The sequence below is a fragment of the Ruegeria sp. CDSC042 genome, assembly GCF_059610745.1.
Window position 1 is genome coordinate 429,058 of sequence record NZ_JBXWOF010000001.1, and the last position, 13,996, is coordinate 443,053.

Annotated in this window: 11 protein-coding genes and 3 tRNA genes; 8 read left to right on the forward strand and 6 right to left on the reverse strand. The window is 56.1% G+C overall.

Annotated elements, in window-relative coordinates:
- Positions 1-43: 43 nt before the first annotated feature.
- The 4 genes from zwf (at position 44) to AC2FHX_RS02155 (ending at position 5,549) form a co-directional block, all read left to right on the forward strand.
- Positions 44-1,492 (forward strand): glucose-6-phosphate dehydrogenase, encoded by a 1,449-nt coding sequence (gene zwf, locus AC2FHX_RS02140; protein ID WP_496700443.1) that lies wholly within the window; start codon positions 44-46, stop codon positions 1,490-1,492.
- Entirely contained in the window at positions 1,489-2,160 is a 672-nt protein-coding gene (gene pgl / locus AC2FHX_RS02145; protein WP_142633575.1) for a 6-phosphogluconolactonase, read from the forward strand. Before zwf ends, pgl begins: the two co-directional genes overlap by 4 nt.
- A 4-nt stretch (positions 2,161-2,164) precedes the next feature.
- Entirely contained in the window at positions 2,165-3,778 is a 1,614-nt protein-coding gene (gene pgi, locus AC2FHX_RS02150) for a glucose-6-phosphate isomerase (RefSeq protein ID WP_496700442.1), read from the forward strand.
- 151 nt (positions 3,779-3,929) lie between these two features.
- Complete coding sequence (locus AC2FHX_RS02155; RefSeq protein ID WP_496700441.1) at positions 3,930-5,549, forward strand: long-chain-fatty-acid--CoA ligase; 1,620 nt, start codon at positions 3,930-3,932, stop codon at positions 5,547-5,549.
- An 83-nt stretch (positions 5,550-5,632) separates the two neighbouring features.
- Here the strand turns inward: AC2FHX_RS02155 and AC2FHX_RS02160 are convergent, their stop codons facing one another.
- From AC2FHX_RS02160 to AC2FHX_RS02175, 4 genes are all read right to left on the reverse strand, one after another.
- Positions 5,633-7,096 carry a flavin-containing monooxygenase gene (locus AC2FHX_RS02160; protein WP_496700440.1) on the reverse strand — a complete coding sequence of 488 codons (1,464 nt, stop codon included), beginning with the start codon at positions 7,094-7,096 and terminating at the stop codon, positions 5,633-5,635.
- A gap of 317 nt (positions 7,097-7,413) precedes the next feature.
- A tRNA-Asn gene (locus tag AC2FHX_RS02165) sits at positions 7,414-7,488 on the reverse strand.
- A gap of 127 nt (positions 7,489-7,615) precedes the next feature.
- Positions 7,616-7,690, reverse strand: a tRNA-Asn gene (locus AC2FHX_RS02170).
- An 80-nt stretch (positions 7,691-7,770) separates the two neighbouring features.
- Positions 7,771-8,685 (reverse strand): MBL fold metallo-hydrolase, encoded by a 915-nt coding sequence (locus tag AC2FHX_RS02175; RefSeq protein WP_496700429.1) that lies wholly within the window; start codon positions 8,683-8,685, stop codon positions 7,771-7,773.
- A 44-nt stretch (positions 8,686-8,729) separates the two neighbouring features.
- Between AC2FHX_RS02175 and AC2FHX_RS02180 the strand changes: the two genes are divergently transcribed.
- Positions 8,730-10,049 (forward strand): ATP-binding protein, encoded by a 1,320-nt coding sequence (locus tag AC2FHX_RS02180; protein ID WP_142633580.1) that lies wholly within the window; start codon positions 8,730-8,732, stop codon positions 10,047-10,049.
- Positions 10,050-10,294: 245 nt separating this feature from the next.
- Here AC2FHX_RS02180 and AC2FHX_RS02185 read toward each other — a convergent pair.
- Positions 10,295-10,371, reverse strand: a tRNA-Ile gene (locus AC2FHX_RS02185).
- A 107-nt stretch (positions 10,372-10,478) separates the two neighbouring features.
- Here AC2FHX_RS02185 and purM point away from each other — a divergent pair.
- From purM to rnd, 3 genes are all read left to right on the forward strand, one after another.
- A complete protein-coding gene (gene purM / locus AC2FHX_RS02190) occupies positions 10,479-11,525 on the forward strand; it encodes a phosphoribosylformylglycinamidine cyclo-ligase (protein WP_282021209.1) in 1,047 nt (348 codons plus the stop codon).
- Positions 11,522-12,118, forward strand: coding sequence for a phosphoribosylglycinamide formyltransferase (gene purN, locus AC2FHX_RS02195; protein WP_496695576.1), 597 nt, complete (start codon positions 11,522-11,524; stop codon positions 12,116-12,118). Before purM ends, purN begins: the two co-directional genes overlap by 4 nt.
- A 113-nt stretch (positions 12,119-12,231) precedes the next feature.
- On the forward strand, positions 12,232-13,389 hold the full coding sequence (rnd, locus tag AC2FHX_RS02200; RefSeq protein ID WP_496688199.1) for a ribonuclease D: 1,158 nt from the start codon (positions 12,232-12,234) through the stop codon (positions 13,387-13,389).
- Between the two features lie 6 nt (positions 13,390-13,395).
- Here the strand turns inward: rnd and AC2FHX_RS02205 are convergent, their stop codons facing one another.
- A complete protein-coding gene (locus AC2FHX_RS02205; protein ID WP_271947285.1) occupies positions 13,396-13,920 on the reverse strand; it encodes a hypothetical protein in 525 nt (174 codons plus the stop codon).
- Positions 13,921-13,996 lie beyond the last annotated feature (76 nt).

Here is a 13,996-nt window from a genome sequence, read left to right on the forward strand (position 1 = left end):
GCTAACATTGGACATTGAGCATAGGGCAAGGTAAGGAAAACACATGGTTTCTCGCGTCATACCTGTAGACCCTTTTGATCTGGTCATTTTTGGCGGAACCGGCGATCTGGCGCAGGGTAAAATCCTGCCCGCTCTGTTTCGCCGGTTTTGTGCTGGCCAATGGGCTGAAGGCGCGCAAGTAATCGGGGCGGCCCGAACGGATTACGACCGTGACAAGTTCCGCAATTTGGTCCGCAACTCGCTTGAGGCACATGCCGGACGACACAGTCAGGACACCGCTGCGCTGAACGCGTTTTTGCAGCGGGTTGATTATGTGGCATTGGATGCTGTTGCGGATCATGGCTGGGCCGAGCTTGCGCAGAAACTTCAGCCGGATCGGGTTCGGGCGTTCTATTTTTCGGTGGGGCCGCGGTTGTTTGGCCCTCTGGCGGAACGGATCGAGGCGTATGATCTGACAACGCCGCAGACGAGGATCGTGGTTGAAAAACCCTTTGGCCATGATCTGGAAAGTGCGCGGGCTTTGAATGCCACGCTGGCCGCGCATTTCAGGGAAAGTCAAATCTATCGAATCGACCACTATCTGGGCAAGGAAACCGTCCAAAACCTGATGGCTGTTCGGTTCGGCAACATGTTGTTCGAACCACTTTGGAACAGCCAGTATGTCGACCATATCCAGATCACCGTAGCCGAATCCGTCGGAATTAACGGCCGTGAAGAGTATTACGAGCGCGCCGGTGCGATGCGCGACATGATGCAGAACCACCTGATGCAGCTTTTGTGTCTGATCGCGATGGAGCCTCCGGCCAAGTTTGACCCGGACGCGGTGCGTGATGAAAAGCTCAAGGTCATTCGCGCTCTGGACCCGGTAAAGCCACATCATATCGTGCGGGGGCAGTTTGAGAGCGAAAGTTCAAGTTACCGCAAAGCGGTTGGAAATCCGCGCTCGACCACGGAAAGCTATGTGGCGCTGCGGGCGCATATCAGCAACTGGCGATGGGCAGGAACACCGTTCTACTTGCGCACGGGCAAGCGCCTTGTGGCCCGGTCTTCGGTGATCAATGTGATGTTCAAAGACGCGCCGCACTCGATCTTTGGAGCGGATGCCGGGCGTCATGCGAATGCGCTGTCGATCCGCCTGCAGCCAAATGAGGGCATCACGCTGAAAGTGACGATCAAAGAGCCCGGGCAAGGCGGCATGCGTTTGGTCGACGTGCCCTTGGACATGAGCTTTGCCGAGGCATTGGGCGCCGAGAACCAGGACCCGCCAGACGCCTATGAACGTCTGGTGATGGATGTGATCCGAGGCAATCAGACGCTGTTCATGCGCGGTGATGAGGTCGAGGCCGCCTGGGCCTGGACAGACCCGATCATCGCAGGATGGCAGGCGCGTGGCGATGTGCCGAAACCTTATGAGAGCGGCAGCACTGGGCCGGGCGACGCCGAGCTGCTGATGAAACGGGACGGTCGCCGTTGGCAAGGGATAAACCCATGAAAATTCAGGAATACGCCGACCGGGATATGCTAGCCATCGACGTGGCCAATGCTATCGCCGGAGATCTTGAGGCGGCGCTGCTGCATCACGATCTGGTCTCTTTTGCTGTGCCGGGCGGTACCACACCCGGGCCGGTCTTTGACGGATTGTGTGCCGCTGATTTGGATTGGGACCGGGTCCGAATTCTGCCAACGGATGAACGGTGCGTGCCCAGCGACAGCGATCGCGCAAATGCGCGGCTGATCCAAGAGCGTTTGCTGACCAATCGCGCCTCGGTCGCGCAATATGTGCCGCTGTATCTGGATGGCAAAGATCCGGAATCGGTGCTGCCCGAAATTGAAAGCTTGATTGCGCCTGTGCTGCCTCTTTCGGTTCTCATGCTGGGTATGGGCGAAGATATGCACACCGCCTCGCTGTTTCCGGGGATGGACGGGTTGGCGGCCGCATTGGACGGGCATGCGCCACCTTTGGCCGTGGCCCGACCCGAAGTTCAGCCCGAGGCGCGGATTACATTAACGGCTCCGGTCTTGGACGGCGCATTGTCTAAGCATCTGGTGATTTTTGGGGAAACCAAACGCAAGGCGCTGGACCGGGCCATGTCCCTGCATCCCAAAGAGGCGCCGATTGCTGCTGTGTTGGGCGGCATGACGGTCCATTGGGCGGAGTAGAGTTATGAACCTGGATACTCTCAAGGCATTTGCGTCAGATGGCGGTCATTCCATTTTGGACTTGTTTGAACAAGACGTGGATCGGGCACAGGTTTTCTCGACCTCAACGGGCGATATGCTGTTTGACTATTCAAAGACGCAGATTGACGCAGATATTCGCGCAGCCCTGATCCGCCTATGCGACGAGGCGGGGCTTGCCGACAGGCGCGACGCGATGTTTGCGGGTGCCAAGATCAATGAAACCGAAGAACGCTCGGTTCTGCATTCGGCATTGCGGAATCTGGATGGCGGTCCGGTCGACGTGGATGGTCTGGATGTCATGCCTGGCGTTCTGGATACGCTGCAGCGGATGCGTGTCTTTGCCGAAGAGGTCCGTGGGGGGGCCGTGTCCGGGGCAGGGGGCAGCTTTACCGATGTGGTGAATATCGGAATTGGTGGGTCTGATCTGGGACCGGTTATGGCCACGCATGCGCTGGCTCCGTATCACGACGGGCCGCGGCTGCACTATGTCTCGAATGTAGACGGGGCACATATTGCCGATGTTCTACGGCAGCTGGATCCGACGCGGACACTTGTGATTGTCGCGTCCAAGACGTTCACGACCATTGAAACCATGACCAATGCCCGCACCGCGCGCGCCTGGATGGTCGATGGCGGCGGGGAGCCGGCCCGACAGTTTGCTGCGGTTTCCAGTGCTTTGGACAAGACTCAGGCCTTTGGCATTCCCGAACAGCGCGTGTTTGGTTTCGCCGATTGGGTCGGCGGACGTTATTCGGTTTGGGGGCCTGTGGGCCTGCCGGTGATGATTGCCGTAGGCTCGACGGCCTTTGACGCGTTTTTGCGTGGTGGACAGGCAATGGACGTGCATTTTTGCGCCGCCGATTGGTCCGAGAATATGCCGGTGATGTTGGCTTTGACCGGTGTCTGGCATCGGCAGGTTCTGGGATATGCCAGCCGGGCCGTGCTGCCATACGATCAGCGTCTCCTGCGCTTGCCCGCATATTTTCAGCAGCTCGAGATGGAGTCGAATGGCAAATCCGTTGCCATGGACGGCAGTGCGCTGACCATTCCTTCGGGTCCGGTGGTCTGGGGTGAGCCTGGTACCAATGGTCAGCATGCGTTTTATCAGCTGATCCATCAGGGCACAGACGTTATCCCTTGCGAATTCATGGTCGCTGCCGAGGGACATGAACCCGAGCTGACCCACCATCACCGTCTGCTGCTGGCCAACTGTCTGGCCCAGTCCGAGGCGCTGATGCGCGGCCGATCGCTGGACGAGGCGCGGCAGCGCATGGCCGACAAAGGGTTGACGGGTGAAGAATGCGAACGTCAGGCCCGACATCGGGTGTTTGCTGGCAATCGTCCCTCGACCACGCTGATGTACCCCAAGCTAACGCCTTTTGTTCTGGGGCAGATCATCGCCCTGTACGAGCATCGCGTATTCGTCGAAGGGGTCCTGTTGGGGATCAACTCTTTTGACCAGTGGGGCGTTGAACTGGGCAAGGAACTGGCGACTTCACTGGGGCCAATCGTGGACGGTGCAGAAGGTACCGAGACCAAAGACGGGTCAACCGCCGCCCTTGTTGCCTATGCCATGTTGCACCGGGAAACCGAATAAAAGCCAGCTTTGCAGCCCTTGCATGACGCATTCTTCTATTGTCAGACAATTAAATGCTTGGCAGAATTTCTTTTGACCGCGCCAACAGTCAAAGATGCGTGGCAAACAAGAAGGTGCTGCAAAAAGCGGCCCCGACACAGGGAGGATGTCCATGCTGGGACAAATGATGACGCAACCGTTGCTGATCTCGTCACTGATCGAGCATGCCGATCGCTATCATGGCCAAACCGAGATTTATTCTGTCGAAACTGACGGCAGTTTAACTGAAACAAACTGGTCGCAAGTCGCCGAAAACGCGCGAAAATTGGGTTCTGCACTGTTAGGTCTTGGGCTGGAACCGCACGCTCGGATAGCGACATTGGCATGGAACAACCGCCGCCATCTGGAAATTTATTATGGCACTTCGGGTGCTGGATTCGTGTGCCACACCGTAAACCCCAGGCTGTTTCCAGAGCAGCTGACCTATATCATCAATCATGCGCAGGACCGGGTTCTGTTTTTCGACGCCACATTCATCCCGCTTGTCGCCGCTTTGAAGGACCACCTGACAGAGGTGCAGCATTTCGTGTTTATGGGTCCGCGGAATGATGACGCAATCGTGCAGGTTCCAGGGGTGCAGTTCTATGATGAGCTGATCGAAACCGGTGATTCCGGCTATCAATGGCCCAGACTGGACGAAAACACAGCCTCAAGCCTTTGTTACACCTCGGGCACAACCGGAAACCCCAAGGGGGTGCTCTATTCCCATCGCTCGACAGTTTTGCACAGTTTTGGGTCCAACACGCGTGACGTGATCGGGTATTCGGCGATGGATGTGGTACTGCCAGTTGTACCGATGTTCCATGTGAACGCTTGGGGATCGCCGTACGCTTGCGCGATGTCGGGGTCTCGGATGGTATTACCGGGACCAGATTTGCATGGCGAGGCATTGGTCAATTTGATTGACAACTATGGGGTGACACTGGCCATGGGTGTGCCGACGATCTGGCAGGGTCTGCTGGCCTCTGCCAAGAAGTCGGGCAGTCAACTGTCCAGTCTTGAGCGCACAGTTATTGGTGGGGCGGCATGTCCGCCGTCGATGATCGAGACGTTCCGCGAAACCTACGGTGTTGATACAGTCCACGCCTGGGGGATGAGCGAGATGAGCCCGCTGGGAACCGCGAACCAGCCCTTGGCGAAACATGGAAAACTGCCCAAAGAAGAGCAGTATGGGCTTCGGGAAAGTCAGGGCCGTCCTTGTTATGGGGTCGAATTGAAAATCGTTGATGATCTCGGCAATGAGCTTCCGCGCGACGGTGAAACACAGGGAGACCTGATGGTGCGCGGATACTGGGTATTGGACAGCTATTTCATGATGCAGGATCAGGGTCTGTTGCAAGACGGTTGGTTTGCCACTGGCGACGTGGCGACACTGGACCCGGACGGGTATATGACGATCCGAGATCGCTCAAAGGACATCATCAAATCCGGCGGTGAATGGATCAGTTCGGTCGAGCTCGAAAATATCGCGGTGGCACATCCAAAGCTGGCAGGCGCAGCCGTTGTAGGTGTGCCGCATCCGAAATGGGACGAACGGCCCGTTCTTGTGGCGGTGAAAGCCGAGGGGGCAAACCCAAGCGAAGAAGAATTGCTGGCGTTTTTTGGTGGTAAGATCGCCAAGTGGCAGATCCCGGACAGGGTAGTCTTTGTGGACGCGCTGCCACTGAACGCGACTGGCAAGATCCTGAAACGCAACCTGCGGGAAGACTTCAAAGGTCTGCTGAGTACCTAGCGCAAGATCACTGGTCTGGCAGACACAAGCGAGATGGTTTGCCGGGTTTTCTGACTTCGCGGCGAACGTAGATCTATAGCCCCTCAGCCTTCTGAAGTTCCGCGCCTGAAATCTGCCAGTTTGGGTTTCCTCGTGCGCCTGAAATACTCGAACGAACTGCCTGGCCAGTTGGTGGTTATCCGCTCGCCATCTTTGTAATAGCTGCGCTTGATCCGCGCCCACTGACTTTTGGCAAGACGCTGTTGCATCTCGTCATCGAAACGCAATGCCGCCTCAGGTTTTACTTCGATCGTGCCGTGATCGGCCGCCTTGATAAGTTGGATGACAAAACCGATTTGCGCTTCGATCATGGCCAGTACCGTCGTGTGGCCAAGGTTTGTGTTTGGTCCGTAAATAATGTGCAGATTGGGGAATTTGGGAACCGAAATACCAAGATAGGCCCGCGCACCACCCTTATCCCAAACATCGCGCAACAAGATACCATCACGTCCCTTGATATCAATAGCTTGCAGGAAGGGGTTGGATTGGAACCCGGTGCCAAGAATGACCACATCATGGTTGCGTTCGGTACCGTTTGTGGTCTTGATCCCATCTTTGGTGAAACAGTCGATCCGCTCCGTTACCAGATCAACCTTATCCTGGTTCAGGGTCTGATAGTAGCTGTCCGAGACCAAAAGGCGACGCGCGCCGGGCGGGTATTTGGGCCGAAGCGCCTCGCGCAGTTTTGGGTCCGATATCGTCTTTTCCAGATGCCGGTTCAGTATGTTCTGCATCAGCATCTCGTGCAGTTTCGATCCTTTCATGACTGGAAAGATCTTGAATTCATTCTCGGCCCAAAGGCGGAAGCGATAAAGTTTTTGAAGGAAGGGCATCGAACGCATCAGCGACTTGAAGCTCTCGCCATAGGTCTTGTTGCCTTTGGGCATGACCCAATTTGCCGTGCGTTGATAAACTGTCAGAATGTCTGCCTGTTTGGCGATCTCTGGGATGAACTGCAGCGCGCTGGCTGCATTTCCAATCACAGCAACCGATTTGTCCTTCAGGTCGATATCATGGCGCCATTCGGCAGAATGGAATATGGTTCCCCCGAAGAGCTTCATCCCCGGTATCCCAATACGGTTGGGAAAGTGCAACTGACCAACCGAGCAAACCACGTGGCGGCAGAGATAGGTTTCATCTCCATTGCCCTTGGTCGTTACAGTCCACATTTCACTTGTCGGATCGAAGCTTGCTGAAGTGACGGCGCAGCCAAGGCGTAAATGCGCGATCACTCCGAATGTTTCCGCACAATCCCGGATGTAATCCAGAATCTCTTTCTGTCCCGACCATTTTCGGCTCCAGTCCGGCGTTTTGCTGAAAGAGTAAGAATACAAATGCGAGGGCACATCGCATTCCGCACCGGGATAGGTGTTATGCTGCCAAGTGCCCCCAAAATCAGTGGCCTTGTCGAGTATTGCGAAGCTGTCGATTCCCGCTTGTCTGAGCTGGTAGCCCATACCAATGCCGCCAAAACCAGCACCTATGATCAAACAGTTCACCTGCTTCATGATACTTCCTTATGCTCGTATGTCCGTTTCGCGACTTGCCAGTGGCGTTTCTGATCTGCCTGGTTTGGCTTTGGGACAAGCGTGACCGGCATAAAATCTTCTTTCAATTTATCTCAAGTTCACCTGAGCCTGCTAATAACTTGGGCCCAGACTAAGTCCTTCAATGCAAATGTAATTGGGAACTTATCCCTCAACTTTGGGTTGAAGGGAATGGAAAAGTTAGAAGATGAACCTTTGAAACCGTTTATCATCTGCCCTGAGTTATGGCGCACGGCCTGAAGCAGGGTGTTTTTATAGTCGTGAAGATTTTGGAAGATTGGCTCCGGCGGTAGGGATCGAACCTACGACCAATTGATTAACAGTCAACTGCTCTACCGCTGAGCTACGCCGGAACGGTTCGCGCCGTATAGCAACCCGACTCTTCGCCGTCCAGAGGGGGGTGTGAGTTTTTTCGTCGAAAAAACATGCACACAGCGAAGGCGGGCATCCATGATAATTTGCGGTGTGTTTTGGGGAAATTGGCTCCGGCGGTAGGGATCGAACCTACGACCAATTGATTAACAGTCAACTGCTCTACCGCTGAGCTACGCCGGAACGGTTCGCGCCATATAGCAACCCGAAATTTCGCCGTCCAGAGGGGAAGCGCGGTTTTGGAAAAAAAATTACCTCGGCATCTATGGGGTTCTGGCGAAGATCGCGCCGACGGATAATTTTGACTGCGGTGCAACCAGAAATCGGCATGTAAGATCAACGAGATGGGCGAATACATTCCGTTCGGCAGCGGGCAACAGGGCAGCGGGGGTTTCGGTATAGATTCGCTCGGCCAATTCCCGGGCGGTTCCTGGCCTGGTTTCCAATGCGGACAGAATCTGTTTTTCCCGGGCGCGCCGGTGGGTGATCAACCAATCGAGCCTTTTGGCAGGGTCGTTAATCGGTGCGCCATGCCCTGCGTGGAATACGGACCAGTTATGTTGTCCTAGCTTTTCGCAAGCCGCCATGAAATCGGTCAGATCACCATCAGGTGGTGACACCAGTGAACTGGCCCAACCCATCACATGATCGGCGGTAAAGCAGACATCTCCCCAACCCAGCGCAATATGGTTACCAAGATGACCGGGCGTATGGATCACATTCAACTGCCACCCTTCGGCGGCGATTACATCACCATCTTCGACTTCGATATGCGGGCGGAACGCCGTGTCGATCCCTTCACCTCCGCCTGCGAGCCCCTGATTGGCCAATTCGGACATCACCTCACTGCGGCCTGCTTCAGGGCCTCCGAAAGCAATGATCTTTGCTTGCGTTCGTTCGGCCAGCGGTGCAGCCAGCGGAGAGTGGTCCAGATGAGAATGTGTGACAATGATGTGGCTGATCCGTTGTCCGGGTTTAACCGCGTTCAGGATTGCATCCAGATGGTCCGCATTGGCAGGGCCGGGGTCAATCACCGCAAGATCGGTTTGGCCAAGCAAGTATGTATTGGTGCCGCGATATGTCATCGGAGACGGGTTGGGGGCGAGAATCCGCCTTAGGCCCGGTTGTAACTCGTCATCTCGACCTGGCATTGGATTGAAATCGTCCGGTGCTTGCATTCTGCACTCTTTCTCTCGTCTGAACAGCCCGTTAGGTTTAACCCATGACGACGCAATGGCTCAAACTTTATATGCCGCGCAGCCTGTACGCACGGGCGGCTTTGATTCTCATTTTGCCGGTGGTGGTGATGCTGCTGGTGATCAGTGTCGCCTTTTTGCAAAAGCACCTGGAAGATGTCACCGCGCAAATGACTCGTGCCGCATCGCGTGAGGTTACGCTGGTTACGGATGTGATAGAACATTCTGAAACGCAGCATCAGGCGGTGGCCGAACTTCGGCCCGATCTGGCCGCGCTTGATATGAAACTGCGGTTTCTCGGGATAAACGAAACGCCAGTCATCGGGAATCGCCGCTGGTATGATTTCATTGCACCTCAAGTCGAATCCGAGTTGCGCGCTTTGCTTCCCGATCTTGTAGCGGTCGCCTTGCCAAGCGGGCAGGAGGCTCGATTGTATCTGCAGACGGATTTGGGTGTATTGCAGCTAACTTTCGACCGTCGGCGATTGTCCCCAACCGCGCCGCATCAGTTGATTGTGACCGTCTTGTTCTTTGCGATCATCATGACAACCATTTCGTTTTTGTACATGCGCAACCAGCTACGACCGATCACCCGTCTGGCCGAGGCTGCACAGGCGTTCGGACGCGGGCGGGTTGTTCCTTATTCGCCAGGCGGCGCGATCGAGGTGCGGGCCGCTGGCAGTGCGTTTCTGGATATGCGCGCCCGGATTGAGCGTCAGATGGAGCAGCGCACCATGATGCTGTCCGGTGTCAGCCACGATTTGCGAACGCCTTTGACGCGTCTCAAGCTTGGGCTGTCTTTGTTGCCCGAAGGTGAGGCAGCGCCATTGCAACAGGACGTGGATGAAATGCAGCTATTGCTGGACGCGTTTTTGGACTTTTCCAAAGGAGCGGCAGAGGTGGCGCCGGAATCCGTAGACCCTGAGAGGTTCCTTCGGCAGATCGTCAAGGATGCGTGCAGGGCAGGGCATAAGGTCGAATTGGTAAAGGTTGATGGCGCAGGAACCGCGATGTTGCGCCCGACGGCTATTCGTCGCGCGGTAGAGAACTTGATCGGGAATGCGGTCAGGTATGGAAATCGCGCTGAGATCAGCCTGTCGGTCTCCTCCAAATCGCTGCGTATCCGCGTCGAAGATGATGGTCCGGGTATTCCGCCCGAGCAGCGCACCGAAGCGGTCAAACCTTTCTCGCGATTGGATCCTGCGCGCAACCAGAATCGGGGCAGCGGTGTTGGTCTGGGGTTGGCCATTGTGGCAGATGTCGCCCGAGCCCATGGCGGCGTGCTTCGATTGGGCAAGAGCGAACATCTGGGCGGTCTGTGTGCCGATATTATCATCGGTCGCTAGAGCATCGTGCACCGGACCTCTGCTCTGCCAAATCTGGTGTGAGTTCATCTTGGATTGTCGGATGTTCAGTGACCGATAAACTGATTCAAGCGCCTGAAAAGTTACCGGGATATCCCGGGCGGGAATCGAAGATATGTCCTGAAACCGTGGGGCACTTGCCTCGCAACCTATTGTTAGGTCGTGGAGCATCTCTATCTATTTTCGGGCTGATCGATCGTTGTTTCTAAAGGAAAATTTGCGGAAATTGGTAGGCCCGGAGGGACTCGAACCCCCAACCAAAGCGTTATGAGCGCTCTGCTCTAACCAATTGAGCTACAGGCCCGCCTAGGCGCTTTGCCTATCATGGTGAACGCCCGCGTCAAGCCTGACCGTTGCAACATCTCCAACAATCGACTAACCCGCGCGGGAACCATTCAAAAGAGGTTGGCCATGACAGCGGGCAAAAACGGAATCACCTACGCGGATGCGGGCGTTGATATTGATGCGGGGAATGCTCTGGTCGACCGGATAAAACCTGCTGCCAAGCGGACCAACAGATCCGGCGTGATGAGCGGGCTGGGCGGGTTCGGCGCATTGTTCGACCTGAAGGATGCAGGTTATCGGGACCCGATTCTTGTCGGCGCCACCGACGGTGTTGGCACCAAGTTGCGGATCGCGATTGATACAGGCCTGGTCGATGGCGTCGGTATCGATCTTGTGGCCATGTGCGTCAACGATCTGATCTGTCAGGGTGCCGAGCCACTTTTCTTCCTCGACTATTTCGCAACAGGCAAACTGGATACCGAGACCGCCGCACGGATTATTGAGGGCATTGCCGAAGGCTGCGTTCAATCGGATTGCGCATTGATCGGTGGCGAAACTGCCGAGATGCCGGGCATGTATCCCGATGGTGATTTCGATTTGGCCGGGTTTTCGGTCGGTGCGATGGAGCGCGGCGCACACCTTCCTGCAGATGTTCAACAGGGTGACGTGTTGCTTGGGCTGGCCTCAAACGGGGTGCATTCCAATGGCTATTCGCTAGTGCGCAAGCTGGTCGAGATTTCGGGCTTGGGTTGGGATGCGGCATCGCCCTTTGGGGATGGATCGCTGGGCGAGGCACTGCTGACCCCGACGCGCCTTTACGTGAAACCTGCGCTACAGGCGATCCGGACAGGCGGGGTGCATGCGCTCGCCCATATCACCGGCGGTGGCCTGACCGAAAACCTGCCACGGGTGCTGCCCGAAGGGCTGGGTGCCCAGATCGACTTGAACTCTTGGGATTTGCCACCCGTATTCCGCTGGATGGCAGAAACCGGCGGTATTGCTGAATCCGAGATGCTCAAGACTTTCAACTGCGGCATCGGCATGATCGTGGTTTGCGGCGCAGAGCAGGCCGACGACCTGTCGGCACTGCTGGCCCAAGCTGGTGAGACGGTTTCGCGGATTGGCACCGTAACCGACACCGCAGGAGTGGCCTATTCGGGCAAATTGCTGTGAGCCATAAGCGCGTCGCCATTCTGCTCTCAGGTGGGGGGTCGAATATGGTCTCTCTGGTCGACAGCATGACCGGTGACCATCCGGCCAGACCTTGTTTGGTCTTGTCGAACGATGCTGAGGCTGGGGGACTGAAGAAGGCAGCTGATCGGGGAATTGCAACGGCAGCCGTAGATCACCGGCCATTCAAGGGCGACCGCGCAGCTTTTGAGGCCGAGCTGCTGAAACCGTTAGAGCAAGCACAACCGGACATCGTGTGTTTGGCTGGGTTCATGCGGGTGCTGACCGGTGATTTCGTCTCGCGCTTTCAGGGTCGGATGCTGAACATCCACCCGTCACTGTTGCCAAAATACAAGGGTCTGAACACCCATGCCCGTGCGATTGCAGCAGGTGATATCGAGCATGGATGCTCGGTTCACGAAGTGACCGCAGCGCTGGACGATGGCCCGATCTTGGGGCAAGCCCGCCTGAATATTGAGGCTGGAGACACTCCTGAGACTTTGGCGGCGCGCGTTCTGACCTACGAACACAGGCTTTATCCGGCCGTATTGCGCCGCTTTGCCGGAAATGACCGCACGCCGGTGCTTTTGCCGTGAATCCCGCGGGGTGATTTACACGCGGTTGCCATTCGGCCTATGGTTCGCCCGACGGCCCGGAAACGTGTAGGACTGACGGGTGATTAAAAACAAAAGCAAGAATAGCACCACGAATGAAAACCCTCACGACGACGCAAGAGCTGGCCGATTTCTGCAAAGCGGCTGCGGCCTTTGATTACGTAACCGTAGATACCGAGTTCCTGCGCGAACGGACCTACTATTCAAAACTTTGCCTGCTTCAACTGGCGGTCCCGTCGCCCGACGAAGACAGCGCCGTTTTGGTCGACCCGTTGGCCGAAGGGATGACTCTGGAGCCTTTGTACGAGCTCTTCGCCGATGAAAGCGTGGTCAAAGTATTTCACGCAGCCCGTCAGGATCTTGAGATTTTCTGGGTTGAGGCGGGTGTGTTCCCCAACCCTCTGTTCGACACGCAGGTCGCTGCTATGGTCTGCGGATTTGGCGAGCAGGTTGGCTATGAAACCCTGGTGCGCAAGATTTGTAAGGAAGGCGTGGACAAGACCTCTCGATTCACCGACTGGTCACGCCGCCCGCTGTCCGAGGCGCAAAAGACCTATGCGCTGGCGGATGTAACGCATCTGCGGAAAATCTATGAATATCTGGCGGCCGAGCTGACGAAAACCAAGCGCAGCCATTGGGTCGCCGAAGAGCTGCGCACGCTGACGCAATCCGGCACCTATGAGATCCAGCCCGAAAACGCGTGGAAGCGTATCAAAACCCGGACGAACTCGGCCAAGTTTCTGGCCGTTGTTCGCGAGTTGGCCGAGTTCCGCGAAGCCTATGCGCAGGAAAACAACGTACCGCGCAGCCGTGTGTTCAAAGATGACGCGCTGATCGAACTGGCATCGACCAAGCCGAAATCTTTCTCAGATTTGGGTGGATCGCGCCTGCTGCTGCGCGAGGCCCGCAAAGGGGTCATTGCGGATGGGATTCTGGCCGCCGTCAAAAAGGGTGTTAATTGCCCACCAGAAAAATTGCCCAAGATTGATACCAGCCGTGACAAGTTGAAGGTAAATCCTGCGCTTGCCGACCTATTGCGGGTGCTGCTGAAATCAAAAACGGAAAGCTCGGGCGTGGCCGCCAAACTGATTGCTACCAGTTCCGAACTGGATCAGATCGCAGCCGGTGAACGGGAATTACCTGCAATGTCCGGTTGGCGGTTCGAGGTATTCGGCGAAGATGCCCTGAAACTGTGCGATGGCAAAATCGCCCTGGCAGCTAAAGGGCAGACCGTCACGGTCGTAGAGCTTTAGCAGGAATTATCTGCGGCGGGATTCCAGGGCATTTTGTTCCCCTTTGACACGGACCAGCCGAATGTTTGCAAGCTCGTCTCGGCTGATATTGATTGCATTGGATACCCTTCGGGACCGTTCGGTCCCCTGGCTTGTCGCATATGACGGGTAGTCGACACGGAACGTGAATTCGAGAATGCCGTTTTTTGCATTCTCTTCGCTTTCAACACGAACAAGCCGCGCATTATATGCACCCTGCCTTGCAGCAATCCCAGTCGTGTAAACGATAGCTCCATTCGGAATTGGATCGATCCGCAATTCTTCGATCTTGGCGATCGGGAAGCTCTTATCCTCGGGTGGCTTCTTGGAAAACAGGCCAACACCATCGTCTGTCTGGGGAACCAGCGCATTTGCATCGTTCACCGAGACTTCAGAGGGTGCCGGAGTACTGGACCCAAACCAGTTTGTCGGGTTGACCCGAGAATCACGCCAAGCGCTGCAAGCCGACAGGGTCAAGGCAGCCGCCAAAAGAACAGACAGTGATTTCTTCATCGTCACAACACCCAGAGCAGTCTATATGGCAATGAGTTATCGCACTTTTCCGGGTTTGAAAAGCCACGTGGGGGGC

Excerpts from the sequence above, each read along its gene's own strand:
- AC2FHX_RS02180 (WP_142633580.1), top strand. The coding sequence starts at position 8,730 with ATGACGACGCAATGGCTCAAACTTTATATGCCGCGCAGCCTGTACGCA.
- pgi (WP_496700442.1), top strand. The coding sequence starts at position 2,165 with ATGAACCTGGATACTCTCAAGGCATTTGCGTCAGATGGCGGTCATTCC.
- AC2FHX_RS02175 (WP_496700429.1), bottom strand. The coding sequence starts at position 8,685 with ATGCAAGCACCGGACGATTTCAATCCAATGCCAGGTCGAGATGACGAG.
- zwf (WP_496700443.1), top strand. The coding sequence starts at position 44 with ATGGTTTCTCGCGTCATACCTGTAGACCCTTTTGATCTGGTCATTTTT.
- purM (WP_282021209.1), top strand. The coding sequence starts at position 10,479 with ATGACAGCGGGCAAAAACGGAATCACCTACGCGGATGCGGGCGTTGAT.
- pgl (WP_142633575.1), top strand. The coding sequence starts at position 1,489 with ATGAAAATTCAGGAATACGCCGACCGGGATATGCTAGCCATCGACGTG.
- AC2FHX_RS02205 (WP_271947285.1), bottom strand. The coding sequence starts at position 13,920 with ATGAAGAAATCACTGTCTGTTCTTTTGGCGGCTGCCTTGACCCTGTCG.
- AC2FHX_RS02155 (WP_496700441.1), top strand. The coding sequence starts at position 3,930 with ATGCTGGGACAAATGATGACGCAACCGTTGCTGATCTCGTCACTGATC.
- AC2FHX_RS02160 (WP_496700440.1), bottom strand. The coding sequence starts at position 7,096 with ATGAAGCAGGTGAACTGTTTGATCATAGGTGCTGGTTTTGGCGGCATT.
- rnd (WP_496688199.1), top strand. The coding sequence starts at position 12,232 with ATGAAAACCCTCACGACGACGCAAGAGCTGGCCGATTTCTGCAAAGCG.